Annotated in this window: 27 protein-coding genes and 1 riboswitch; of the genes, 25 read left to right on the forward strand and 2 right to left on the reverse strand. The window is 41.7% G+C overall.

From position 1 onward, the window contains the following. Positions 1–9: 9 nt before the first annotated feature. From E4U82_RS05240 to E4U82_RS05260, 5 genes are all read left to right on the forward strand, one after another. Entirely contained in the window at positions 10–1491 is a 1482-nt protein-coding gene (locus tag E4U82_RS05240) for a spore germination protein (RefSeq protein WP_135109021.1), read from the forward strand. A gap of 158 nt (positions 1492–1649) precedes the next feature. Beyond that, a complete protein-coding gene (gene lysA / locus E4U82_RS05245; RefSeq protein WP_135109022.1) occupies positions 1650–2957 on the forward strand; it encodes a diaminopimelate decarboxylase in 1308 nt (435 codons plus the stop codon). Positions 2958–3300: 343 nt separating this feature from the next. Continuing rightward, complete coding sequence (locus E4U82_RS05250; RefSeq protein ID WP_135109023.1) at positions 3301–3738, forward strand: peptidylprolyl isomerase; 438 nt, start codon at positions 3301–3303, stop codon at positions 3736–3738. A 9-nt stretch (positions 3739–3747) separates the two neighbouring features. Then, on the forward strand, positions 3748–4197 hold the full coding sequence (locus E4U82_RS05255) for a site-2 protease family protein (protein WP_135109024.1): 450 nt from the start codon (positions 3748–3750) through the stop codon (positions 4195–4197). Positions 4198–4497: 300 nt separating this feature from the next. Then, positions 4498–4875, forward strand: a complete 378-nt coding sequence (locus E4U82_RS05260; RefSeq protein WP_135109025.1) for a GNAT family N-acetyltransferase — start codon at positions 4498–4500, stop codon at positions 4873–4875. Between the two features lie 81 nt (positions 4876–4956). On the opposite strand, the gene E4U82_RS05265 is transcribed toward E4U82_RS05260, so the two are convergent. Then, positions 4957–5034 (reverse strand): YjcZ family sporulation protein, encoded by a 78-nt coding sequence (locus E4U82_RS05265; protein ID WP_135109133.1) that lies wholly within the window; start codon positions 5032–5034, stop codon positions 4957–4959. A 186-nt stretch (positions 5035–5220) separates the two neighbouring features. On the opposite strand from E4U82_RS05265, the gene E4U82_RS05270 reads away from it, so the two are divergent. The 15 genes from E4U82_RS05270 to E4U82_RS05340 all read left to right on the forward strand — a co-directional run bounded on the left by E4U82_RS05270 (position 5221) and on the right by E4U82_RS05340 (position 19683). After that, complete coding sequence (locus tag E4U82_RS05270) at positions 5221–5955, forward strand: segregation/condensation protein A (RefSeq protein ID WP_135109026.1); 735 nt, start codon at positions 5221–5223, stop codon at positions 5953–5955. Positions 5956–5957: 2 nt separating this feature from the next. After that, positions 5958–6554, forward strand: coding sequence for an SMC-Scp complex subunit ScpB (scpB, locus tag E4U82_RS05275; RefSeq protein ID WP_135109027.1), 597 nt, complete (start codon positions 5958–5960; stop codon positions 6552–6554). A gap of 189 nt (positions 6555–6743) precedes the next feature. Further along, positions 6744–7847: a D-alanyl-D-alanine carboxypeptidase family protein gene (locus tag E4U82_RS05280; protein ID WP_135109028.1), complete on the forward strand. Its 1104-nt coding sequence runs from the start codon at positions 6744–6746 to the stop codon at positions 7845–7847. Continuing rightward, positions 7840–8421, forward strand: a complete 582-nt coding sequence (locus E4U82_RS05285; protein ID WP_135109029.1) for a nucleoside recognition domain-containing protein — start codon at positions 7840–7842, stop codon at positions 8419–8421. The genes E4U82_RS05280 and E4U82_RS05285 overlap by 8 nt, the downstream gene beginning before the upstream one ends. Before the next feature lie 4 nt (positions 8422–8425). Further along, positions 8426–8956 (forward strand): spore maturation protein, encoded by a 531-nt coding sequence (locus tag E4U82_RS05290; protein ID WP_135109030.1) that lies wholly within the window; start codon positions 8426–8428, stop codon positions 8954–8956. Positions 8957–9587: 631 nt separating this feature from the next. After that, positions 9588–10331, forward strand: a complete 744-nt coding sequence (locus tag E4U82_RS05295; protein WP_135109031.1) for a pseudouridine synthase — start codon at positions 9588–9590, stop codon at positions 10329–10331. Between the two features lie 55 nt (positions 10332–10386). Further along, a complete protein-coding gene (gene resA, locus E4U82_RS05300; RefSeq protein WP_135109032.1) occupies positions 10387–10962 on the forward strand; it encodes a thiol-disulfide oxidoreductase ResA in 576 nt (191 codons plus the stop codon). Between the two features lie 27 nt (positions 10963–10989). Next, a complete protein-coding gene (resB, locus tag E4U82_RS05305; RefSeq protein ID WP_135109033.1) occupies positions 10990–12624 on the forward strand; it encodes a cytochrome c biogenesis protein ResB in 1635 nt (544 codons plus the stop codon). A gap of 31 nt (positions 12625–12655) precedes the next feature. Next, positions 12656–13846: a c-type cytochrome biogenesis protein CcsB gene (ccsB, locus tag E4U82_RS05310; RefSeq protein WP_135109034.1), complete on the forward strand. Its 1191-nt coding sequence runs from the start codon at positions 12656–12658 to the stop codon at positions 13844–13846. A gap of 30 nt (positions 13847–13876) precedes the next feature. Further along, positions 13877–14593 carry a response regulator transcription factor gene (locus E4U82_RS05315; protein ID WP_135109035.1) on the forward strand — a complete coding sequence of 239 codons (717 nt, stop codon included), beginning with the start codon at positions 13877–13879 and terminating at the stop codon, positions 14591–14593. Further along, positions 14593–16356: an ATP-binding protein gene (locus E4U82_RS05320; protein WP_135109036.1), complete on the forward strand. Its 1764-nt coding sequence runs from the start codon at positions 14593–14595 to the stop codon at positions 16354–16356. The genes E4U82_RS05315 and E4U82_RS05320 overlap by 1 nt, the downstream gene beginning before the upstream one ends. A 63-nt stretch (positions 16357–16419) precedes the next feature. Further along, a riboswitch (cobalamin riboswitch) is annotated at positions 16420–16602 on the forward strand. Positions 16603–16792: 190 nt separating this feature from the next. After that, a complete protein-coding gene (locus E4U82_RS05325) occupies positions 16793–17233 on the forward strand; it encodes a DUF4430 domain-containing protein (RefSeq protein WP_135109037.1) in 441 nt (146 codons plus the stop codon). A gap of 3 nt (positions 17234–17236) precedes the next feature. Next, positions 17237–17752 carry an ECF transporter S component gene (locus E4U82_RS05330; RefSeq protein WP_135109038.1) on the forward strand — a complete coding sequence of 172 codons (516 nt, stop codon included), beginning with the start codon at positions 17237–17239 and terminating at the stop codon, positions 17750–17752. Between the two features lie 222 nt (positions 17753–17974). Further along, positions 17975–18508, forward strand: a complete 534-nt coding sequence (gene sigX, locus E4U82_RS05335) for an RNA polymerase sigma factor SigX (RefSeq protein WP_135109039.1) — start codon at positions 17975–17977, stop codon at positions 18506–18508. Then, on the forward strand, positions 18508–19683 hold the full coding sequence (locus E4U82_RS05340; RefSeq protein WP_135109040.1) for a hypothetical protein: 1176 nt from the start codon (positions 18508–18510) through the stop codon (positions 19681–19683). Before sigX ends, E4U82_RS05340 begins: the two co-directional genes overlap by 1 nt. Positions 19684–19818: 135 nt before the next feature. On the opposite strand, the gene E4U82_RS05345 is transcribed toward E4U82_RS05340, so the two are convergent. After that, on the reverse strand, positions 19819–20073 hold the full coding sequence (locus E4U82_RS05345) for a ferredoxin (RefSeq protein WP_135109041.1): 255 nt from the start codon (positions 20071–20073) through the stop codon (positions 19819–19821). 145 nt (positions 20074–20218) lie between these two features. On the opposite strand from E4U82_RS05345, the gene E4U82_RS05350 reads away from it, so the two are divergent. The 5 genes from E4U82_RS05350 (at position 20219) to E4U82_RS05370 (ending at position 24698) form a co-directional block, all read left to right on the forward strand. Then, on the forward strand, positions 20219–21265 hold the full coding sequence (locus E4U82_RS05350; RefSeq protein WP_167751334.1) for a YpbB family protein: 1047 nt from the start codon (positions 20219–20221) through the stop codon (positions 21263–21265). A gap of 13 nt (positions 21266–21278) precedes the next feature. After that, positions 21279–22823, forward strand: coding sequence for a RecQ family ATP-dependent DNA helicase (locus tag E4U82_RS05355; RefSeq protein WP_135109043.1), 1545 nt, complete (start codon positions 21279–21281; stop codon positions 22821–22823). Then, positions 22804–23376 carry a CPBP family intramembrane glutamic endopeptidase gene (locus tag E4U82_RS05360; protein ID WP_342447719.1) on the forward strand — a complete coding sequence of 191 codons (573 nt, stop codon included), beginning with the start codon at positions 22804–22806 and terminating at the stop codon, positions 23374–23376. Before E4U82_RS05355 ends, E4U82_RS05360 begins: the two co-directional genes overlap by 20 nt. 13 nt (positions 23377–23389) lie before the next feature. Beyond that, positions 23390–23707: a hypothetical protein gene (locus E4U82_RS05365; RefSeq protein ID WP_135109045.1), complete on the forward strand. Its 318-nt coding sequence runs from the start codon at positions 23390–23392 to the stop codon at positions 23705–23707. A 409-nt stretch (positions 23708–24116) separates the two neighbouring features. Next, complete coding sequence (locus tag E4U82_RS05370) at positions 24117–24698, forward strand: genetic competence negative regulator (protein WP_135109046.1); 582 nt, start codon at positions 24117–24119, stop codon at positions 24696–24698. Positions 24699–24795 lie beyond the last annotated feature (97 nt).

Below are 24795 nucleotides of genomic sequence, written 5' to 3' on the forward strand. Positions count from 1 at the left end.
TTGAATGTTATGAGCCAAAATAAAACGAAAAGTCCAATATACGCAAAAATAGATAAAAACAAGCAGTACATGAAGGATCGGGTCGGGCTGGATACTTCATTTGATTTTGGTTTTCGTGAATTAACCGTTTTGAAAACAAAAATTCAGCTGTATTACGTGACCGGACTCTGTGATGGTGAAGTTGTCCAGCAAATCATGCGCCAGCTTGTTCAGATCAATGATGATGAAGTTAACACGAAAAAAGTGCCGGAAATCGTTGAAAACCGAATCATTTATCAGCAGGTGGAACGGACCGAGTCCCTGGATGAATCGGTCGACCAAATATTATCCGGCTTGATTGTTATTTTTATTGATGGCATCAAATATGCCTTTATCGTTGATGTGCGCAATTATCCCGGACGATCACCTGAAGAACCTGATACAGAACATGTTGTAAGAGGTTCTCGTGATGGTTTTACCGAGAACATTATTGAAAACACGGCACTAACAAGGAGACGGATCCGCGATGCCAGACTCCGGCATGAAATGCTGAAAGTCGGGGAACGCTCAAAAACGGATATTTGTTTGTGCTATATTGATGATATCACTGACAGAGATCTGATCGCTACCGTTAAGGAAAAATTGAACCGGATTGAAATCGATGGCCTGACGATGACAGATAAAACTTTGGAAGAATTTTTTTCCGGCCCCAAATGGAAACCCTATCCTTTAGTCAGATATACCGAGCGCCCTGATGTTGCCGCGACGCATCTGATGGAAGGACATGTCGTATTAATTGTAGATACGTCCCCAAGCGTCATTATTCTGCCGACAACTTTTTTTCATCATATACAGCATGCCGAAGAATATCGTCAGACACCATTGGTCGGAACGATTATGCGCATATCCAGGATCCTTGCCATTATGATGTCGATATTTCTGATGCCTTTATGGCTGTTATTTGTGATAGAGCCATCACTGCTGCCGGCGGAACTTTCGTTTATCGGACCTAAGGAAGATGGGACCATCCCGGTCGTGATACAAATTCTGTTGGCAGATCTGGGAATTGAATTTTTACGGATGGCCGCTATCCATACACCGACGCCCTTGGCCACTTCAATGGGACTGATCGCTGCTGTTTTAATCGGTCAGATAGCTATTGATGTCGGCCTGTTTGGGCCGGAGATTATTTTGTATGTCTCCATTAGTGCGATAGGTGTGTACGTTACGCCAAGTTATGAACTGGGTGTCGGCAATAAGATTATTCGAACGATATTAATCCTTGCTACGGCGCTGTTCAGTATAGTTGGTTTCACCATTGGTGCGACACTATATGTGCTCTATATGGTTCATTTAAAATCTTTGCAGACACCATTCTTGTGGCCGTTCATTCCGTTCAATGGCCGTGGATTAGCTGAAATTCTATTTCGTGTTCCCATTCCATATTCCAAAAAACGTCCAAGCATTGTCCACCCTAAAAATGATTACAGACAGCCAAAATCGAAAGCATGAACTTCCCGGATAACCAGAAAAATGGCCGCCTGTTTAAGATAGCAAATCAGACGTGGGTCAGCATCCAAGCCAATTTCAGGTGCTTAGCTTCCTCTTTCGTTTTTGGCTTTTGTGTGGTAAAGTATCTTTACACTTGGGATTGAGCGGGGGAATTTTATATGATACTGGATCATCATCCATTCAACATAAATGACGTGGGGCATTTAGCAATTGGCGGAATTGACGCAGTGGGCCTTTCGGAAAAATATGGTACACCGTTGTATGTTTATGATGTTTCGTTAATACGGGCGAATTGTCGCCGTTTTGTCGAAACATTTGAGGCACTTGGGGTCCGGGCGCAGGTGGCTTATGCAAGCAAAGCTTTTTCTTCTGTCGCGATGCTTCAGGTTATTAAACAGGAAGGTTTAAGTCTTGATGTCGTATCACAGGGTGAATTGTATACAGCACTTCAGGCTCAATTCCCTGTCGACAGAATTCACATGCATGGCAATAATAAAAGCGCCAATGAACTGGAAATGGCCATCGATTATGATATAGGGTGCATCGTAGTCGATAATTTTCATGAGATTGAACTAATCAACGAAATTCTACAGCGGAAAAATAAAACAATGGATGTTTTAATGCGTGTGACACCTGGAATTCAGCCGAATACACATCAGTATATTGTAACTGGCAATGAAGATTCCAAGTTTGGTTTCAATTTAGCTGATGGACAAGCAGATGAAGCGTTTTTACAATTGCAGAACAGTGAAAATATTCATTTTAAAGGTTTGCACAGCCATATTGGCTCACAGCTATTTGAAACTGATGCCTTTGTGCTGGCGGCGAAAGTCCTGTTTCGTAAACTAGCCGATTGGCATGCTGAATATCATTATTCCCCGGATGTTCTGAATCTAGGGGGAGGCTTTGGCATCCGGTATACAGAGGGCGATCAGCCGCTTGATTATTCTACGCATGTTAAGGAGCTGACAGCCGTCGTTCAGGAACAAGCAGCTTACTTCAATATGCCTTTACCGGAAATATGGATTGAACCGGGCCGTGCTATCGCCGGGAATGCCGGGGTAACATTATATACGGTTGGTTCCATAAAAGAAATCCCCGGTGTACGCAATTATGTTTCGGTTGACGGGGGAATGACTGATAATATACGTCCGGCGCTTTACCATGCGAAATACGAAGGTGTGCTGGCAAATAAGGCGGGAAAGACTGCGACGGATACAGTTTCGATCGCTGGTAAATGCTGTGAATCAGGAGATATGCTGATGTGGGATCTTCCAGTGCCGGCCGTCGAAAGTGATGATATTCTGGCCGTGTTTTCGACCGGTGCATATGGCTATTCAATGGCCAGCCATTATAACCGCTTTCCAAAAGCAGCAGTGGTTTTTGTGGAAAATGGCCGGGATCAGTTGGTCATAAAACGTGAAACCTATCATGATGTTGTGAAAAATGACATTTCCTATGAATGATACAGTTGTTTTCTATCGTAACGTCAGCTAAAATAATAAAATAGGTTGTTCAAAAGTCTGGTGAAAATGACACATCGATAGAGGACCTTCTGCTAAAACCACCGACGTCAATCGTCAACGCGGAAGTCACCACATCCTGTGGAAGCTCGTCGGCTTGCTTTTCCGCAACTCATGAATTGAAATGGATCCATGTCGTTGCTCAAAGTTACGCCGCCTTGAACTCCGACGTACAGGACGTGCTAATATCAGCGTTGGCGATTGACATCGCAAACTTAGCCGATGACGGTCATTTTTATCTTTCTTTTTGAACATGAACTATCAGTACAATAAAGGGGATGAAAGCATGCGAAAAAAAGGATATATTTTAATGGAAAACGGGAACAAAATAGAGTTTGAACTTTATCCGGATGAAGCACCAAACACCGCAGCAAATTTTGAAAAGCTGGCGAACAGCAATTTTTATGACGGTCTGACGTTCCACCGGGTAATTGACGGATTTGTCAGCCAGGGGGGCTGTCCGAATGGTGATGGTACTGGCAATGCAGGGTACACAATCAAATGTGAAACTGAAGGGAACCCGCATAAACATCAGGAAGGTTCGTTGTCGATGGCTCATGCCGGAAAAGATACAGGAAGCTGTCAATTTTTTATCGTTCATGAAGCCCAGCCCCATTTAGACGGTGTCCATACGGTTTTTGGCCAAGTTACCTCGGGCATTGAGTTTGCCAAAGCGATGGAAAACGGCGATGTTATGAAGCATGTAAAGGTTACGGCAGAATAATAGACATGTATGGATATTTATACGTTTCTATTCCTGATTTTTGTTGTTGCGCCGGCTGGAACGACAGTCCATGAATTAGGCCATGTGCTTGGCGCAAAATCAGTCGAAGCTGATCAAGTTTTTTTATCGATAGGTGCTGGCACTACCGTTTACCGCACGAAGTGGAAGCATATCCATATGACGATGCGCATCCTCTTCTTTATTGGAGGTTTGACGAGCAGTAAACGAAAGGTTCCGTATCAGCGGCACGAACAAATCAGGATAGCTGCTCTTGGGCCTTTCAGCAGTTTTTTGGCTGCAGTTCTCTGTTATGCCTTGTATACCGTATACCCCAACAATTATTTAATGTTATTGTTACTGTTTAATTTATGGGTAGCCGTTGTTAATATCATTCCCTTTCGTTTTAAAGGGAAACCATCAGATGGCTATACGATCTTGAGCGTTATCAGACAAAAATAAGAAAGCGTATGTTTATCCGCAAGTATGGTCATGATGATAAAGGATGAACACCAGTTCAAATTAGCATTAACAGAAATTTGCTGTGATTATACCGGATCAAGGGATAACTGGGAAGATGGGTTTGTCATTGTTTTTTAACAAAAGCAACGGGTATTTTGAATATTATAGCCGGCCGATGTTGACAAATCATGCCTTGTGTTGCATAACTATATATACAAACCCTATCGGTAAGGAACCCATTCAGTATGGTATGTTCTGCTCTTTTTGATTGGTAAGCTATTATCATAATGAGGGATATCTATGTTTATTCGTTATAAAAAAAATTATGAAAAGATTGCGATGGGATTATTATCTTTCATGCCTGAAGAAAAAGATGTTAAGAAATTGCAGCAAACGATTAAAGAGTATGAGACAAATCCGAATTGGTACCTTTTCCTCTGGAAGGAGGAAGATGTACTGGGTGCGATTGGCGTGCGTATTGAGAATGATATTGACGCAGTTGTCCAACACATATCTGTTAACCCCTCACATCGAAACTCGGGGATCGGCAAAAAGATGGTGAAAGAAGTGCAGAATATGTTTGGCGATAAGTATGCCGTTTGTGCCGATGAGATAACACAACAATTTTTGAATAAGTCAATTGATGAAGGACAGCACAAAAACGAAGAAAGTGACTAAACAAAAGCCAGCTCTCTTTAAGAGGTGGCTTTTGTTTGTAAGAAAACTTACAGAATGATATTGTCAATCAGCTCGGCATGATTACATCCATGCAGCACCGACAATAATCAGAAGGATAAACAGTACAACGATTAGCGCAAATCCTCCGCCGTAACCCATAATGAAATTCCTCCTTTTTCGCTTAACGGATAAATGTTTTTTTGGTAACATTTATCTTACGTTAATAACATATGATGACAATCGCAAAATTGTATGGGCGTATACGCAATAAGGAAAACTTTAAACGCCTGGAATGTGAATGCCCCTTAATACGGGGGTTTTTCCGCTCATGAAAGGAGAACTGTTGTGAATCAGCCATATCAAGTGAAATTGGATGGTTTTGAAGGTCCTCTTGATCTATTACTGCACTTGATCAACCAATATGAGATTGATATATACGATATACCTGTGGCACAGATAACCGAGCAATATATGCACTATATTCATACCCTGCGGCAGCTCGAACTAAATGTCGCGAGTGAATATTTGGTAATGGCTGCCACGTTGCTTGCTTTGAAAAGTCAGATGCTTTTACCAAAACAGGAGATTGAAGAAGCAGATGAGGAATACATGGAAGATCCACGTGAAGAATTGATGCAGCGTCTGATTGAATACCGGAAATACAAAGATGCAGCTCAAAAATTGCATGATCGGGAAATGGAAGCGAATCAGACGTTTACAAGGCCACCGGTTGCATTCGATGATGATGAGAGCAAACCGCCTGTAAACAAGGGGGATTTATCCATTTATGATATGCTTCATGCTTTAGGAAAAATGTTCGAACGCAAGAAATGGAACGACCCGTTGGAAACAAAAGTTAAAAGCAGTGAGATCCCGATCGAACAGCGCATGACTGAAGTCCTTGACTTGGTGAAACACAAACGGTCGGGGATAACGTTTGATCGGTTATTTGAATATCCCTCTCGTTCACATATTGTGGTGACATTTATGGCAATATTGGAGCTGATGAAAAATAATGAGGTGAGATGTGAGCAGGAAAATCATTTAGATCAATTGTATGTTTTTTATATGGGGGGTTAATCGTGGAAATTAATGAACTGAAAGCTATAATGGAAGGCTTATTATTTGCAAGTGGCGATGAAGGCATTACTGTGACACAAATAGCGCGTGTTCTGGATGCTCCGGATCATACAGTTAACCATTTACTGCAGGAATTAAAGTACGATTATGATCATACGAACCGCGGAATGCTCTTAATGCAATCGCATGAAGTGTTTCATTTGACAACCAGGCCTGAACACAGTCCGTATTTTAAAAAACTTCTTGAAACACCACAAATGACAAGAATGTCACAGGCTGCTTTGGAAACATTGGCAATTATCGCCTACCAGCAACCGATCACCAGAACCGAAATTGAAGATATACGAGGTGTAAAAAGTGATCGGCCTGTACAGACATTGATTGCCAGATCACTAATTGAAGAAGTCGGGAGAAAAGAAGGGGCTGGACGGCCCATGTTATTTGCAACAACAACAGACTTCCTGACTTATTTTGGCTTAACATCGCTTGAAGAATTGCCGCCGCTTCCGGAAGATATCAGTACTGATCAGCTTGAACAGGAAGCAGACCTGTTTTTTGAAAAGTTTTCGGAACAGATTGATGGAAACAGTTATGCATAAATACATTTTACCATTATTCAGTAATCCTTACGTTCATCGTAAGGATTTTTGCCTCCATAGGATTCACGATCCCGGAGACCTCCAGTTTACGAAACCCCGATGACCACTATTGGGGTATTATTAGCATATTCACTTGTATAACGCGCATAAACTGTATAGATAAATTAATCATCTGCAGGAGGAAAATGTATGCGTTATGCTGTCATAACACTTGCCTGTCTTATCCTTGGCTTTTTTTTGTACCCGGCAGTTGGACAAGCAAAACCGGGTGTATCAGCTAATAATGCCGTATTGATCGAACAATCGTCAGGAAGGGTGCTCTTCGAAAGACAAGCACATGAAGAACAGCCCATAGCCAGTATTACGAAAATTATGACTGCCATTATTGCCATTGAATCAGGAAAACTCGAGGAAACCGTAACGGTCAGCAATCGTGCTGTCAATGCGACCGGATCTTCCATTTATTTGGAAGAAGGCGAACAAATGCCACTCAAGGATCTTGTTTACGGATTATTGCTGCGTTCCGGCAATGATGCAGCTGTTGCGATAAGCGAACATGTAGGAGGAAGCAAGGAAGGTTTCGTCCATTTAATGAACCAAAAGGCGCAGTGGCTTGGTATGACCAACACTTCGTTTGAAAATCCACATGGACTCGACGCCGATCATCATTTTTCCACTGCATATGACATGGCCACCCTAATGCGCTATGCGATGGATAATGAAACATTCAGGCAAGTTACCAAAACAAAAAACTATAAATCAGAGAACCGGGCGTATGCTTGGAAAAATAAACACAAGTTGCTGACCGGTATGTATGAATATACAAACGGCGGGAAAACCGGATTCACCCGAATCGCTGGAAGGACCTTGGTAAGTTCGGCACAAAAAGGGGACATGGAACTAATCGCTGTAACGCTAAATGGACCTGATGATTGGCAAGATCATATCGGAATGTTCGAATGGGGGTTTGATAACTATGATATGACAACGATTGATCAAGAAGGGGAAAATCGTTACCAAATGGCCAAATCCGGCAATCAGGTTACAGGCTATTTGCATCATGATATTACATTACCGCTTCAGAAAAATGAACAAAAACAACTCGAACGTCAATCATTTATATTACGTGAGCATCCGGAGACAGTGGAAGATGTTATCGGAAAGACCATATATTTTGTGGATGCTGTGCCGATTACAGAGACCCCAATTTATTCCGAACGGCGTGAAGGGGACTTTTTAAAAAATATTATTTCGGTATATCAACGGTTTACCGGGTTTGATCCAAATGGTTAATATCATTTGGGCGTTTATGGCAGCTGTCGGAATCGTTTATGCCATGTTTAATGGAACGATGGACGAGGTCAATAAGGCTTTATTTGAAAGTGCGGAAGAGGCTGTTACGTTGACGATTGGACTGATCAGTATATTGGTATTTTGGCTTGGCATTATGAAAATTGCCGAGGAAGCAGGGATATTAACATTTCTCGCTAACCTGTTCAGGCCAATTATTGTCCGGATTTTTCCTGACATTCCAAAGGATCACCCGGCAATGGGCTATATATTATCCAACATTACCGCTAACATTTTTGGTTTGGGGAATGCTGCGACACCAATGGGGATTAAAGCGATGGAGCAAATGAAGGAGTTGAGTGGGACAGATACGGCTTCCAGATCTATGATCACATTTCTCGCTTTAAATACATCCAGTCTCACACTTATTCCAACAACTGTCATTTCTATCCGGATGCAATATGGTTCTGGATCTCCAACTGAGATTGTGGCAACTACCATTATCGCAACACTTATTTCATCAGTCAGTGCACTGATCATTGATCGTATCTTTTATTACAGAAGCCTTAGGAGGTGATAAGTTGGGTGTTATAACGCTAATCAGTACGTGGCTGATACCATGTTTCCTTCTGGTTGTACTTTTTGTGGCAACATGGAAGCGGGTGCCTACATATGAAATGTTTGTGGAAGGGGGGAAAGACGGTGTCAAAATGGCATTTTCTTTACTTCCCTTTTTAGTAGGTATGATTGTGGCCATATCGATACTTCGGAGCTCAGGGGCATTGGACGCATTTATTCAGTTTATTTCACCTTTGCTCATATTCATCGGTGTACCACCGGAAATCATTCCACTGGCAATGGTAAGACCCATTTCCGGGACGGCAGCTTTAGGGATGACGACTGAATTAATCGGGACACATGGTCCTGATTCATTTATAGGCAAACTGGCGTCCACCATGCAGGGAAGCACAGATACAACCCTTTATATATTAACCATTTATTTCGGTGCAGTTGGTATCCGAAAAATGCGATACGCGCTTAAAGTTGGACTGTTAGCTGACCTGGTTGGTATAATTGCTTCGATCATTATTGTAACGTTAATATTTGGATAAACTGTTGAAATAGCGTTAACATATGATTAACGCTATTATTATGCAGAAATTAAAGAAGGCTGTTTCAAAATGCTGTTGTTCTTGACACAAAAAACCATAAACTGCGACACAAGTGCTGGAATGTTTTCTATAAGTAACTTTTCAGTCCACCGTCCGGGATCGCTACGGGCGGATGCGCACCTTAGGGCACGGCCTCAGCCTCCTCGCGGAAAACCGTCGCTGCGGGGTCTTCGGACTCGTGCTTTTCCCGCAGGAGTCACCGCCCTCCGCTCACCCGGACTAGTGAAGTGGTTTTAAACGTATTTCTATCACGACTCCTGGACCAGTCAATAAAACCAGCGGAGGAAATACACGGAGACTCCTGTGGGAGCAGAGGCCTGGATGAGACCCCTTAGTGCTTAGCTCGAGGAGGCTCATCAGCCGCCCACGGAAAGCGACGAGCAAAACATCCGCCGAGTTAGCTGCGAGTTGCGAGGAGTGCTGCTTCCCGCAATCACTTGCAACACGACGATCACCAAGTGTATTTCCGCAGCGGTAGTTTAACACTCATAAAACGTTACGTCGCAGTTTATCTCAACTATGAAGAAGCAACAATATTTAAAAAAATGACTTTCAAGAAAATGGTGATATGATGACACACTCATTGGAACGACTGCAAAAAGTAATTGCCCAAAGCGGTGTAACATCCCGCAGAAAAGCGGAAAAACTGATAGTTGACGGTAAAGTAAAGGTCAATGATAAAACAGTAACCGAATTGGGGTCAAAAGTAAGCCTGCATGATAACATCGACGTTAACGGGGTGCGTCTGGAGAAAGAAGAACCGGTCTATTATATTCTATACAAACCAAGGGGCGTTATTTCCAGTGTACAGGATGATAAAGACCGAAAAGTTGTAACAGATTATCTGGGAGAAATCCCAGAACGTATTTACCCAATCGGCAGACTGGATTATGACACATCCGGCATTCTGCTGTTGACAAATGACGGGGAATTTGCCAATCTGCTCATGCATCCGAGATATGGTATTGATAAAGTTTATGTTGCGAAAATTAAAGGGATACCGGACAAGCGTGAGCTGAACACGTTGCGGAAAGGTGTCCGTTCCGAGGGCGATCTGTTGAAAATCATTCGATACAAAATCCTTGAAACAGACAGGCAAAAAAATAGCATGATTCTTGAAATGACTCTTCACGAAGGAAAAAACAAACATATAAGACGGATGATGGATGTATTGGGCTATCCGGTTTCCAAGCTGAAACGGGAAAGATATGGTCTCCTGACACTTAAGGGAATGCAGCCAGGTGATTACCGCCGTCTTACGCCACATGAGGTAAAAAAAATGCGGTTGTCAGCCCGCGATGAAATTGTTGATTAATAGACAAATTTACAGCAATGATAACATGGTATAATGGCGTAGGGAGTGAGCATGCATGAATACGAATCAAGCGAAAGCCAGCAAAAAATACAAAAAAAGAAACCGTCTGATTTTCAGAACAATTGTATTTGCAGTACTGCTTGTCGCCGTTATATATGCTTTAGTGACCAATTTGAGGCAGGACGAAACAGCTGTTAATGCGGGAACGCAGGCACCCGATTTCAAACTTGAACAAATAAACGATCACAACGAACGTGAAACCGTTCAATTGAGTGACCTGAATGGCAAAGGCGTCATGCTGAATTTTTGGGGCACATGGTGTGAACCATGTGAAGACGAGATGCCCTATATGGAAAAACTTTATCCTGAGTATAAAGAAAAGGGAATCGAGATTGTTGCGGTTAATCTTGATACGACGCAATTTGTTGTTGACCGGTTCATTAACAAACATGATTTGACATTCCCTGTACCATATGATTCCACCAAGGAAGTCATGCACGCTTATAATATCGACCCACTGCCAACCACATTTTTCATTAACCCTGATGGGGAAATTGAAGAAGTTGTTGAAGGTGGCCTGACGTTGGACAGGATTGAAGGGCACCTACAGCAGATACTGCCTGAACAGTAGGAAATGTGTTAATTGTGAGGGATTCAAATGGCGAAAATAAAATGTGAATGCGGGCATATTAACCCGGAAGGTACCGTTCTTTGTGAGGCATGCGGTAAACCAGTGGAAGAAAACCAGCATATCGACGGCAATGATAAACAGAAGCTGCTTAATATGCGGTATGATGGGAGCGCCCGCAGGTCACAGACATACAATAAATCAATTATCGATAAGTTATGGAATTTCTTTTCCTCGGTAAAAGTTGGAGTCTGGCTGATTGTGCTGGCTTTAATTGCTTCGGGAATTGGAACCATTTTCCCCCAGGAACAGTACATACCGGCAAATGCCGTTTCACGCGACCCGTCCATTTATTATGAGGATCAGTATGGTATTTTCGGTCTCATTTATTATCAATTGGGTTTTCATAATTTATACAGCTCGTGGTGGTATTTGCTTTTAATTGCGTTAATCGGGATTTCACTTGTTGTGTGCAGTATAGACCGGTTTGTTCCATTGTACAAAGCACTGAAACGACAGAAACCGAGGCGTCATACGCAATTTCTAAAACGGCAACGATTATTCAGCCAAACAGATGACGTGACAGATGACGATAAAGCAAAACTTAAATCTAATCTCAAGAAAAAACGATACAAAGTATATGAAGAAAATGGTCACCTATTGGCTGAAAAAGGCCGTTTTTCCCGCTGGGGCCCCTATGTGAACCATATCGGACTGATTATTGTTCTGATTGCGGCCTTGTTACGTATGACACCGCTTATGTATATGGAAGAATATGTCTGGGTCAGAGAAGGCGAACAGACCGTCATTCCCGGAACAGACAGTGAATACTACCTGGAGAATAAAGAATTCGTTTTGGAAACATATGACAAGGATGACGAACGATACCAGGAAGCACTTGAAATGCAAGGGGATGTCGTCAAAAATTACCAGACGAATGTCGCCATATACAAAGATAGTGGGGAACAAGTGGCAGGCGCAAAACCTGAACTCGACAAAGTAACGGAAGACGAAATCCGCCTTAATCATCCATTGGAAGTTGACGGCTTTACGTTGTTCCAGTCCGGCTATCAGAATAATGAATTCAAAAACATGACGTTCAAGATCCACGAGACAGACGATAATGATGAAAAGTCTCTTGGTTCATTCACGATTGATTTATCATCACCTAAAGATAAATACGAATTGGACAACGGCTTTACTGTTGCTGTGAACCAATATTATCCCGATTATGAATTGGATGAAGGTGAACCAAGGTCGAAAACCAACTATCCCAGGAAACCAGCTTTTGTCTTCAGCGTTCATACACCAGATGGCGAAGAACCTGAAATGAGTTTCGTCGGGGTTGGTAATAATGTTGACCCAACCGGAGAAAATGATTACAAACTGGGTATCGAGGATTTTGATATGCGCTATGCCAGTGGATTGAGTGTGAAACGTGATTACACATTACCATTCTTTATAATTGGGGCAGCCATCTTCATGATCGGTGTTATCCAAGGCATGTACTGGCAGCACCGCAGAGTATGGATACATCCGGAAGGTGAAGGTGTTATGGTGGCTGGTCACACCAACAAAAACTGGTTTGGCCTAAAAAAAGATATTGAACAGGTTATAGAAGATACAGATGTGGAAATGGTCACTGATCAACAAGAACTTAAGTAATTGATCACAGGCCTAAAAGGAGGGCATATGAATGGATTCGATGGCAAATATCAGCGGTACAGCGCTGTATATCGCGTTTGTTCTTTACTTTATAGCCACCATATTTTTTGGTGCGACCGTTAAACAAAAGAAGCAGGATACCAGCAAAAGCGTAAGTGGCGCGATCGGTATTACAATCACCATGATTGGTTTTTTGGTACAAATCGTTTACTTTGTAACGAGGTGGATAGCAAGTGGACATGCTCCTGTCAGTAACTTGTTTGAGTTCATGACATTTTTCGGTATGGGGTTGGTGTTTGCATTCATTATCCTCTACTTTATTTACAAATTGAATATACTGGGATTGTTTGCACTCCCGATCGCGATGATTGTGATTGCCTATGCCAGCGTATTTCCGACTGAAATATCACCGCTTAGTGCATCACTTCAAAGTCACTGGCTGTATATTCATGTGACGACCGTATCATTGTCATATGGCATTTTATCAATCAGTTTTGTGGCAGGTCTTATTTATCTGATCAGACAGATTGATCAGACAAGACGAAGCAAACGGACGACCTGGCTGGAAGTTGTGTTGGTTTCCTTATTCGTTTTTGTCGGATTCAGTATCATATCTCTCGTCTTCAATGTTTCAGGATACAGTGCCGAATTTGAATATTCATTCAATGGTGAGACCGTCACAACAGATTATCACCTGCCACCCATTGTTGGACCAAATGAAGGAAATTTATTGACGGGTGACAGGATGAATCCGTTTTTTGAGGCACCCGGATGGATGCAAGGTGTTGAGGCATCCCGTAAATTCAATACAATCATATGGTCAACGCTCACCGGGCTACTGTTGTATGGGGTTGTCAGATTGATTCTTCGTAAGCGTATTGGAGCAGCTATTCAACCATTACTGAAAAAGGTCAAACCAGACCTTCTTGATGAAGTGTCTTACCGGGCAGTCGCCATCGGTTTCCCATTGTTCACATTGGGCGGACTCATCTTTGCATCTATTTGGGCTCATTATGCCTGGGATCGCTTCTGGGGCTGGGATCCGAAAGAGGTATGGGCTCTCGTCACCTGGTTCTTTTACGCAGCGTTTCTGCATTTGCGGCTTTCAAGAGGATGGCATGGCGAGCGATCAGCCTGGCTTGCTGTTGGGGGATTTGCGATTATTTTGTTCAATCTGATTGCTGTCAACCTCGTTCTGGCAGGGCTTCACTCGTATGCATAACCATTAATGTTCAAAGGAGGGTGAAGATAAATGAATACAAATCCGAGAATCCTGGTTGTAGATGATGAAGAACGGATACGCAGGCTGGTGCAAATGTATCTTGAAAAAGAAGATTTTCTTGTTGAAGAAGCGGAAAACGGTAAAGAAGCATTGGAGCTGGCATTAAACACCGACTACGATGTTATATTGCTGGATATTATGATGCCGGAGATGGATGGTATTGAAGTTACAAAGGAATTGCGCAAGGAGAAAGAAACGCCCATTATCATGCTGACGGCAAAGGGGGAGGAATCCAACCGCGTCCAAGGATTTGAAGTCGGAACGGATGACTACATTGTTAAACCGTTCAGCCCAAGAGAGGTCGTTCTCCGGGTAAAGGCCGTTTTAAAGCGGGTTTCTTCCAACAGTTATCATGAAGCGGAAAAACCGACGAAAAATTTGCTCGTATTCCCTCATTTGACGATTGACTATGATGCCCATCGTGTCACATCCGATGGTATCGAAGTCAGTCTTACACCGAAAGAATATGAACTGTTATGTTTTCTGGCTGAAGCACCTGATAAAGTGTTCAGCCGCGAAGTTTTACTAAAGGAAGTATGGGAATATGAATTCTTTGGGGATTTGCGTACAGTTGATACACATGTGAAACGTTTGCGGGAAAAATTAAATTATGTATCCAAGCAAGCAGCAGACTTGATTGTGACTGTTTGGGGCGTCGGATATAAATTTGAGGTAGATGATGCATAATGTTTTGGCGTAGTGTTGTAGGCAAACTAGCAATAACGATATTATTGCTAGTTTCTTTTGTATTATTTATTTTAACAATTTTATTATTGGAGTTCTTTGAAAGCTTTCATGTCGATGAAGCTGAAAATGATATGATGCAGACAGCAACAAAGATATCCCAAATGGTTGAACAATATGATGATCAGGAACTGGCGTTGGAAAATGTAGAATTGGTTAAAGACCCGGTAAGTCGGATTACCATTATTTATGGAGATGGAACATTACAGACAACGGACAGCGCTGATAATGATTTAAATGAGTTTAGTTCACAATGGCTGCGGAATGACGACGAGCTAAAGAATGTTTTTACGAATGGTGTGGATGTCAAGAAAGAGATTATGCTTCCAAATAGTAACGTTGAAGCCATGATTGTTGGTACGCCAGTCAATCAGAATGGGGCTGTTTTCATTTACCAGTCATTGGATATTCTGAATCAGACAAAAGCGGAAACGACAAAAATCATTTTTTTGGCGGCCGGTATTGCCATATTTTTAACAACGATTTTTGCCTTTTTCCTGTCTACACGCATTACCTCGCCCTTAATTAAAATGCGAGAAGCGGCTCTTGATCTGACAAGAGGGGAATTCAATACAAAAGTGCCGATTTTGACACATGATGAGATCGGTGAACTGGCGGTGGCCTTCAATCGAATGGGGAGACAGCTAAAATTTCATATCAATGCATTAAGGCAGGAAAAGGAACAGTTTTCAAGTATTGTCAGTTCAATGGCCGACGGGGTCATAACCTTGAATCGGAATGGTGATATGCTTGTGATTAATCCGCCTGCAGAAAATTTTATCGAAAAACTTTATTTTGAAAACGGCATTGAACCGGATGAGGATCATCAAAAATCTCCTGAGCCATTAAACGAAATTTTGCAAACTGTGATCAAGGACGAAAAAGAGGTGATCCGGGAAATCAATACACAGGGCCGGACATGGGTTATGATCATGACGCCTTTGTATGACCAGTCTTATGTGCGCGGCGCCGTAGCTGTCATCCGTGATATGACGGAGGAAAGACGGCTGGATAAAATGCGGCAGGACTTTATTGCCAACGTTTCGCATGAATTGCGGACGCCTATATCAATGCTGCAGGGGTATAGTGAAGCAATTGTTGATGATGTTGCGGAATCAAAAAAAGAAAAAAATGAACTCGCACAGATTATTCGTGAAGAATCACTCCGTATGGGAAGGCTTGTCAATGAGCTCCTGGACCTTGCCCGTATGGAAGCGGGTCATATCATATTAAACAAGGGAAGTGTTGATCCGGGTAAATTTATGGAACGCATTTTAAAAAAGTTCAGAGGGATAGCTGAAGAAAATGATGTGCAGTTAATTCCGGAACAGAATCTTACAATTGCCGGCATATCAATGGATGCAGACCGGATGGAACAAGTATTCACGAATCTGATTGATAATGCCATCAGACACACGGAAGAAAAAGGATATGTCAAAGTTGCGATTGGAAATACAGATACAGACCTTCATATATCGATAGCGGATAATGGAAGCGGCATACCGGAAGAGGATATTCCCTTTGTTTTTGAACGTTTTTATAAAGCCGACAAATCACGAACACGAAACGGCAAGAAAAAGGGGACTGGGCTGGGTCTTGCGATTGCTAAGAATATAGTTGAAGCTCATGAAGGTACGATTAACGTTAAAAGCATGGTGGGTGAAGGCACAACGTTTGAAATCAGAATCCCGTTGTATGTTGAATAGAGCCTATCCTCAATCGTACTGGAAAAAACAATTGGTTTATGATATTATATTCCTGAAATTTTAATAGGAATAACAGATGTTGGTGTATTTGCTTAAAAGGGAATCCAGTGAAGAACTGGAACTGTCCTCGCAACTGTAAGTGATATACGAAATAAGCGTCAGCCACTGTATGACATACCATATGGGAAGGGCTTAGAGTAGGTGAAAGTCACAAGTCAGTAGACCTGCCAATGTCTTATGTTTCAATGCTTCGGGGATTTGAGCGATTGGGGCAACCGAAAACGTGATATGGTTTCAGTATATATGTTTCGATTGTCTTTTGAGCTGACCTTTGAAGAGGGTTGGCTTTTTTTCTGGTACTGTACTGTCATTCCAGTAATGCTTTTGGTTTCCATCGCACGCAATTCCTTTAAAAAACTATGGGGAGGAAACAGAAATGAACAAATGGTTTTTACGTCTTGCATCATTATTTGTGGTGATCGGATTGCTGGCCGGCTGTGGTGCTGGTGAAGAGGATCAGACTGGATCAAACAATAGTAACATGCAGCCCGATACAAATGAAAGTGTAGACGGTGAGCTCAGTGAAGATGAGGTCCGCATAACAATAAGCAAGGATAATCAATCAGAATATATTGCTGAAGAAGAAATTGAAATTGAAGAAGGCGCTATTTTAATGGATGTCCTGCAAGAAAATTTTTATGTGAAGACTGGGGAAGACGGGCAATTTATCACGTCCATTGAACGGGTTCCAGCTGAAGAGGACGAGAAAAAAGCATGGCTTTTCGAGGTGAACGGCGAAACGGCCAATGTAGGTGCCGCCGAATATGAGCTTTCTCAGGGTGATGAAGTATCATTCGACTATCGGGCATGGGAATAATGAATGAACACTTATAAACTGACTTTGCTGGCATTGCTTGCTTCACTTGCAGTTGTCGGGAGGAGTGTGTTTGCGTTTCTTCCTAATGTACAGCCGGTCACATCCTTGATTATCATTTGCGGGCTGCTGCTTGGGCCTATCGCTGCTATGATTCTCGCTTTATTAACAGCGTTTTTATCAAATATGCTGCTGGGAATGGGCATTTGGACTGTATGGCAAGTCGTTTCCTGGGCACTGGTCGGTCTTATAAGCGGCTGGATTGGAAAGTATCCGGGAAGGATTCCGGTATATGTAATCGTTATATTTGCAGTTTTCAGCGGTTATTTATATGGGTTTGTCATATCATTGACAACGTATTCGATTACCGGGAAATTTTGGCCATATTATTTGGCGGGGCTGCCCTTCGATACGTATCATGCGTTTGGAAATGCCGTTTTTATCATATTGCTATACCCAATTATCAGCTATTACTTTAAAAAATATGCCAATAATCGCTTTCATTTGCAAAATACCAACTGAATCAGGTTGGTATTTTTTCAAAAGATAAGATAGTATAAAATTTTTGGCTATATGAAGCTCTTTGTCAGCAATAGCCATGTCCAGTTCCAGCACCTGCCCCCAGCTTTTCTGGGGTGAAAAAGGCGTCCTGCGCTTTTCTTGCTTTTTTCTTTATATTAGAAATGAGTGTAACGTGATACTATTTATGAACGACTATTGCGAATGAATGAATGGGGGGGCTTCATGGAATCCGTGTTCGAGAAATTTTATGAGAATTATCATCGTGATTTATATCATTTTGTGTTTTACATGGTAAAAGATAAAGAAACGTGCGAAGACCTCGTCCAGGAAGTTTACATCAACGTGATGAAATCCTATCATTCATATAAAGGTGAAAGCAGTGAGAAAACATGGCTCTTTTCAATTGCCCGGCATATTACGATGGATTACTTTCGAAAGCAGAAACGAAAGCGTAAGCGAATAGCAGAATTCTTTGACTGGGGAAAACGAGGTGCGTTCATTCGGGATGAGAACCCCCTTCCTGAGGAACTGACACTTCGTAATGAAATGATCCGCAATGTATATTGTTACCTGGATAAATGCACACCCGAACAAAAAAGTATCCTCATCCTTCGATACATTCAATCATTTTCCATTCAGGAAACAGCGGCTATTTTGAATTTTAGTATAAGTAAAGTTAAAACAACACAACATCGCGGATTAAAAGTTTTGCGAAAATACATCCATTTAGAACAACAGAAAGGAGGGGATACCTAATGCACAAGTTTAGTGACAATGAAGAGCGGATTAAAGAGTCGTTAAAGCATATGCCTGAAATTAAAGATGATTTGGATAAAAGCCAGTTATATCAGCGTATCTCCTCAGAAATAAAACAGCCGGAAACATCACATACGAAGAAGCGATTTGCATTTGTTCCAGTTTTCGCTGCTATTATAGCGGCAGGGGTATTATTACTGTTAGCTCCGCTGGTGATAGATGAAACAATGGTCCAGGATCAAAGCGAACATACTGCTGACCAGGCCCTGGATAAAAACACGTCCGATAAAGGGACAGAAGTCAGAGAAGAATCCAAGTCGGCAGCTGAGAGTGAGACGGACCCGGAAACGTTTGCGAAGTTTCAAAATGCTTCTGATTCACACGTGATTCAAGATATGAAGAACCATGAAACAATCGTTTATGGAGCGGTCACCGATTTACAGGGGCAATATATCATACCCTTATCATTGATTGTTCCAGAATCAGCTGACAAAAATCAGTATTACAGTGCACTCGGTCATTATCTGAACGAGGAGGCGTGGGGGATTAGGAACTACATGTTTTCCGAAGCGGATTTCCAAATGGACCAGGCGAATCACCAGGTTCAGATCGATTTTCCAGAAGGTTTTTCGCCTGCTGGTCAAGAAGGAGCTATAGCGGCAGGACTGTTTGAAGACTTATTAGCGACTATGTTTCTCCCGGTTCAGATTAATCAAGCCGTATTTAAAGAGCCGTTAAACATGAAGCAAATTGGAACGGTTAAAGAAATACCGTTACACCCACAAAAAACGATCTATAAACGCTATCAGGCAACAGGAGTTGACAGAGGTTTCCTGGTGCAAGTGCCAATTGACGGCCAGTCTGATTTTAAAACAGCTTTAGCCGAGATGAAACAAGATGAGGAAACATATCATGTAACTGGAACGGTTCCGGATGCAGCCGATTTTTCAGTAAAGGAAAATGGCTCGCAGCTTCAACTCCGTTTTATTGATTATGCAACGATACCCAAGGGTCAAACAATGATAACCATGATTGATGCCATTCTGATGACAGCTAACAGTTTCGGGTATGAAGAAGTGATGTTTTCCAATACTTCCGCAGAAAAGATTGGTTCATATGATTTAACCGCTCCTGTTAAGGTTCCTAAAGGGGCAAATCCGATTCACGTTCCATAGTTCGTGTGTGAGGACTGGCCGCGATAGCGACAGACACATTCTCCGCGGCGTTCCCGGCTTCTTGCTTTTCATCAAATGTAAAGCGCTTCTTATGAAGACTTTCTAAGAAACGCATATCTCTGCTTTTGTTTTTTGCTAATCGTCTTCATATTTTAATGGATCACCGTGAAAAGGTTGAGAAGCGATTTTAATCGAATCTGTTGGACATCCTTCATAAGCGTCTAACACATCGTCTTCTAAAGCCTCAGGTACCACGGCTGTTCCTTCGTTGTCATCCAGAACAACATAAGACAGCGCTTCATCATTATAATCATATATATCGGGTGCTGTGGCGCCACATGCCCCACAGGCAATACACGTTTCCTGATCCACAATCGTATATTTCGGCATGTTATCTCTCCCTGCATTTATAAACCAGCTTATCTTCTATTCTATTGTAAAAAAGAATATTATAGATTTCAATTGTGGCGTGACGTGTTATGATTGGAATGAAAGAAAATTTGAAGTTTCACTTTATCGTAAAGGAGTTTATCCATTGTTGTTCGATTATATCGTGATTTCATGCTGCTCCAGGTTTCGCGATGGACGAAGCATTTCCGCCGTCTATCATTTACTTAAAGGGAAACGGTCAATTCAGACAGTTCAGGATTCACATATCTATCAATTGAATCATTTTTATGGTATCTACCCGACGCTGCAAAAACAGGATTTTGACGAACAAATACATAAACTGGTTGACGACAGCTTACTGGTCCTGAACAATGACAATACTGCAGCATTAACTGATTCGGGTCAACACTTACTCCATAGGCAGGCAAACCATGGTATCGTTCACTATTTTAACGGTATGGATTATTATCAGAAAGCACCTGTCTTTCTAGAGCGGCTGTTACTGCTTATTCAGACAGTGACAAACAGCGCTGAAAATAACTTTCAATTTATCCCGGTCATCGATAAGCCAATCATAACGAACTGGGTTAAAAAACAATACCATCAATTGCGGCATCATCAGGCGGTATTTCGGAGCCAATTATATAAAGAACTTTATCAGTTGCTGCAATGTTGTTCAGAGACGGAGGCAAATATTTTTGTTGATAGTTTGTCCGGCTATAATCATTATGGCATGAGCAGTTTTCAAATTGCTGATTCCTATGGGTTGAAGCGGGTTGATATCCCGTTAGTCAAAACGGCTATGATTCATCAGATGCTGTCTATCATCACCCGAAATACAACAGCATACCCTATTTTCGCGCGTTTCTTTCATGACCTGCCACAGGCTTCTGGAATCACCAATTCGGCGAGTAAGACAAAAGAACTGTTGGACAAGCAGTATTCTGCAGAAGAGATTGCCGCCCGACGCCATTTAAGGCTGAATACCATCTATGATCATGTGGTTGAAATTGCGCTGTATGAGGATGAGTTCCCGCTTGAACAATATGTAACAACGGATAAACAGTCTGAAATCCTTGCTGCTGTTAACGATACATCATCCTACAAACTAAAGGATATCAAATGGAAAGTAAGCGAAACCATCAGTTATTTTCAGATACGACTCGTTTTAGCAGTAGAAAAAATATCATGACAAGGTGAGTGTATTGATAAAACGTAAACTGGAAGAACAGTTAAAAAGCCAATTTCATATTTCCTCATTCCGCCCGGGCCAGGAAGAAATTATACAAGATATAATGGACGGGCATGATGTACTGGCAATTCTCCCGACCGGATCGGGTAAGTCACTCTGCTACCAGCTGCCCGCAAGTTTGTCTGAAGGGCTTACGATTGTTGTTTCACCACTCATTTCATTGATGGAGGATCAGGTCAAACAATTAAAAGCAATCGGGTTTAAAGCGGTTGAGGCATTGAACAGTTTTATGGATCCCCGTGAAAAAAGACGTGTTTTACAGCAATTGGATCAATACAAACTGATCTATCTGTCGCCGGAAATTTTGCAGCAGAAAGATATTATTGGGCGCCTGAAGCAGATTACTGTTGATTTACTTGTCATTGATGAGGCACATTGTATTTCACAGTGGGGACATGAATTCAGACCGGATTATTTGCGGCTTGGTGATGTCTTAAAGCAGTTGCATGATCCGGCTGTCATGGCCTTAAGTGCAACAGCTACCAAAGAAGTGCAGCACGATATAATCGCGTCGCTGGACAGACCTGATATTGTCCGTCATATTTATCCAATGGACCGAGAGAATATAACGTTTACGGTGAAAAAGGTGGAGAATGACAGGCAAAAACAGGATACGATCACTCGTTTATTGAAACGATACCGCGTTCCAACACTGATCTACTTTTCCAGTAAACGAAAAACGGAGGAAGTGGCTGCCGTGCTATCCAAACATCTTCCGTCCCATCGGATCGCTTTTTATCATGGGGGTATGGACCAGTTAGACAGGGTTGCTATTCAGCAGCAGTTCATGAACGATCAGCTTGATATTATTTGCTGCACAAGTGCATTCGGTATGGGCATCAATAAACAGGATATCCGGCTGGTATTGCATTATCACTTTCCGTTACAGATTGAGTCCTATTTGCAGGAAATCGGGAGAGCTGGACGGGATGGCCAATCAAGTGTCAGTTTGTTACTGTATTCGCCTGGTGATGAGGCGCTTCCGAAGTCGATCATTGCCAATGAACTGCCACAGGCGGACGATGCAGATCAACTATTTAGAACGCTGTATCAGCTGTATTTAAAAGAACCGCAGCTGCCGTCAACAGATAAAGTACTTGACCTATTAGAGGTAACTGAAATTCAGTGGCGATTTTTGCACTATCAGATGGAAAAGCATGGTATGATTAAGAATAATCAGCTGGTTTTTCAAAAACAGGATTGGGAGCAGTCTATCAGGGAAATCAAACAATTTATGATTGCAAGAGCTGCTTTAAAACAAAGAAAACTTGATGAGATAACGAGTTGGATACATGAAGAGCGGTGCTTGCGCGAACATCTTTATAAAGGGTTCCAGAACAATTATAAGTCCCCCACGTACGCGTGCTGCAGTAACTGTGGTTTCTCTTTTAAAAACTGGGTGCCGGAACAAACGCGAGCTGAGAAGACCATTTATTCATGGGAAACCAAACTAAAGAAGTTGTTTTTCATTGGAGATTATGACAGTGAAACAAAGTGAAATCGTTAAACAACTGACAGATAAAGAATTAACGAAACAACTGATTTTTTCGCAACTGTTACTATTGCTGTTAAGTATCCTTTTAAGTTTTTTGCTGTTTGACAATATAGCAGGCTGGTTGGACTATTTCAGTTTAGACATGAGGGACTTCTTTTATTATGGTGTATTGACCGGCATTGTCATTGTCGTACTTGATTTAATGCTTATGTACATTTTCCCGAAAAAATACTATGATGATGGCGGTATTAATGACCGGATTTTTAAGAATCGTTCCATCAAAGGAATTTTTGGCATTGCGTTGCTTGTTGCCATTACGGAAGAACTGCTGTTTCGGGGACTCATTCAGGCATCATTCGGGTATGTAGCTGCAAGCACGTTATTTGCACTTGTGCATATTCGTTATTTGAAAAAGCCGGTATTGCTGGTTTCTGTATTGGTTGTAAGTTTTTACATTGGGTATATTTTTGTCCTTACAGAAAATTTAGTTGTTACAATTATTGCCCATTTTACAGTGGATTTTGTGTTAGGGATGATCATTCGCTTTCAGAAATGAGGTGCAGGTAATTATGAGTGAACCCAAGGATTATCATGATCAGGGGGCAGAGTTACGAAAGCTTCTGGAGGAAGTGGAAGACGGTAGTGAACAAAAAGTTCAGGAACAAACGCACACGCAAGAATTAGACAAAAAGACTCAGCGCGAAGTTGACATCTTAGACTTACCACCGAGAAAAGAAGTGCATAGCCACCACCATAACCGCACAAAACTAAAAATTGGCCGTGCATCAATACGATTAATATCCGTCATTATCATTTTAATTGTTGTACTCCTTGTGGTGTTTAATTTATGGGGAGAAGAGCTTATCGATGCGTTCAATCAGATGTAGCAGAACAAAGATGGCAATATTTCCGGCTCGTAGGAACGTCCGCATCATTTGTCTAAAAACGCTGGAAAAACGCGCATTCACTCGTTCTTTAGTGAATGATTCGTTTTTCTTTTATACTTTCTAACATTATTTATAATACATACGATTCATTTGGTCGTGACGTTTAAAAATAACGTGCTGTGTTTTTATTCTTTCATTACGGGCTGATCATCTGTATAATAATGGTTCGGTTATAACATATAAAAACCTTATAGACAATGTAAAGTGACAAATAATAATTATAATGTTCAACAATGGCAAGAGACGCATATAGTATAGTAAAGGAATAACTGCTATTGTAAACAGGCATTTTGAATACAATACCGAGAAGGTTTTAAAATGTAAATGGAAGCAAGAAGGGGGATGCTTTATGCGCGTGGAGCGGATGTCCAATAACCAATTCACCATATTTTTGACATTTGACGACTTGATAGATCGAGGTTTCACCAAAGAGGATTTATGGTACGATGCCGCAAACGTACGTCACTTGTTCAGTGATATGATGTATGAAGCAAGCAGCGAATTGGGATTTGAACTTGAAGGTGTGCTGCTTGTTCAAGTTCATATCATGCAAGCACAGGGTATGCACGTCGTTGTAACCCAAAAGGGGATGAATTCAGATTGGGACGACGATTTTGTGGAGATGAAAGTAACATTGGACGAAAGCAAGGAGTTAATGTTCGCATTTGATGATTTTGAGGATATTATTCAAGTGACACCCAGTTTGGTAAAATTAGGTATCAATGGTGGTCAGATATATCATATGAATAAACGTTACTACATGCTGTTCCGTGAAGCAGAGCTTCCTCAAAGTAACAAGGAGAATGTGATTGCGGTCATGTCAGAATTCTCTTTCCCGAGCATTATCACATCCTACAGGTTGAAGGAATACGGCAATGTGATTATGGATTCATCTGCTGTCATACAACTATTCGATACGTTTTGCCGTTAAAGAACGGGTACCACAAAGCCTGGTAATGGAAACGTTTCCATGGGTGGTTTTTAAGTTAAGGAAATCCACTGATTATATTGCATATTCAGTGGGAAGG

It is taken from the genome of Lentibacillus salicampi (assembly GCF_004565465.1).
Lineage (GTDB): Bacteria > Bacillota > Bacilli > Bacillales > Amphibacillaceae > Lentibacillus > Lentibacillus salicampi.

Coding starts and splice junctions, on each gene's coding strand:
- resB (WP_135109033.1), top strand. CDS start 10,990: ATGGCGAAAATAAAATGTGAATGCGGGCATATTAACCCGGAAGGTACC.
- E4U82_RS05365 (WP_135109045.1), top strand. CDS start 23,390: ATGAGTGAACCCAAGGATTATCATGATCAGGGGGCAGAGTTACGAAAG.
- E4U82_RS05315 (WP_135109035.1), top strand. CDS start 13,877: ATGAATACAAATCCGAGAATCCTGGTTGTAGATGATGAAGAACGGATA.
- resA (WP_135109032.1), top strand. CDS start 10,387: ATGAATACGAATCAAGCGAAAGCCAGCAAAAAATACAAAAAAAGAAAC.
- E4U82_RS05340 (WP_135109040.1), top strand. CDS start 18,508: ATGCACAAGTTTAGTGACAATGAAGAGCGGATTAAAGAGTCGTTAAAG.
- E4U82_RS05325 (WP_135109037.1), top strand. CDS start 16,793: ATGAACAAATGGTTTTTACGTCTTGCATCATTATTTGTGGTGATCGGA.
- E4U82_RS05330 (WP_135109038.1), top strand. CDS start 17,237: ATGAACACTTATAAACTGACTTTGCTGGCATTGCTTGCTTCACTTGCA.
- E4U82_RS05260 (WP_135109025.1), top strand. CDS start 4,498: ATGTTTATTCGTTATAAAAAAAATTATGAAAAGATTGCGATGGGATTA.
- E4U82_RS05265 (WP_135109133.1), bottom strand. CDS start 5,034: ATGGGTTACGGCGGAGGATTTGCGCTAATCGTTGTACTGTTTATCCTT.
- E4U82_RS05255 (WP_135109024.1), top strand. CDS start 3,748: ATGGATATTTATACGTTTCTATTCCTGATTTTTGTTGTTGCGCCGGCT.
- E4U82_RS05240 (WP_135109021.1), top strand. CDS start 10: ATGAGCCAAAATAAAACGAAAAGTCCAATATACGCAAAAATAGATAAA.
- sigX (WP_135109039.1), top strand. CDS start 17,975: ATGGAATCCGTGTTCGAGAAATTTTATGAGAATTATCATCGTGATTTA.
- E4U82_RS05320 (WP_135109036.1), top strand. CDS start 14,593: ATGTTTTGGCGTAGTGTTGTAGGCAAACTAGCAATAACGATATTATTG.
- E4U82_RS05295 (WP_135109031.1), top strand. CDS start 9,588: ATGACACACTCATTGGAACGACTGCAAAAAGTAATTGCCCAAAGCGGT.
- E4U82_RS05345 (WP_135109041.1), bottom strand. CDS start 20,073: ATGCCGAAATATACGATTGTGGATCAGGAAACGTGTATTGCCTGTGGG.
- E4U82_RS05280 (WP_135109028.1), top strand. CDS start 6,744: ATGCGTTATGCTGTCATAACACTTGCCTGTCTTATCCTTGGCTTTTTT.
- lysA (WP_135109022.1), top strand. CDS start 1,650: ATGATACTGGATCATCATCCATTCAACATAAATGACGTGGGGCATTTA.
- E4U82_RS05285 (WP_135109029.1), top strand. CDS start 7,840: ATGGTTAATATCATTTGGGCGTTTATGGCAGCTGTCGGAATCGTTTAT.
- ccsB (WP_135109034.1), top strand. CDS start 12,656: ATGGATTCGATGGCAAATATCAGCGGTACAGCGCTGTATATCGCGTTT.
- E4U82_RS05250 (WP_135109023.1), top strand. CDS start 3,301: ATGCGAAAAAAAGGATATATTTTAATGGAAAACGGGAACAAAATAGAG.
- E4U82_RS05360 (WP_342447719.1), top strand. CDS start 22,804: ATGACAGTGAAACAAAGTGAAATCGTTAAACAACTGACAGATAAAGAA.
- E4U82_RS05370 (WP_135109046.1), top strand. CDS start 24,117: ATGCGCGTGGAGCGGATGTCCAATAACCAATTCACCATATTTTTGACA.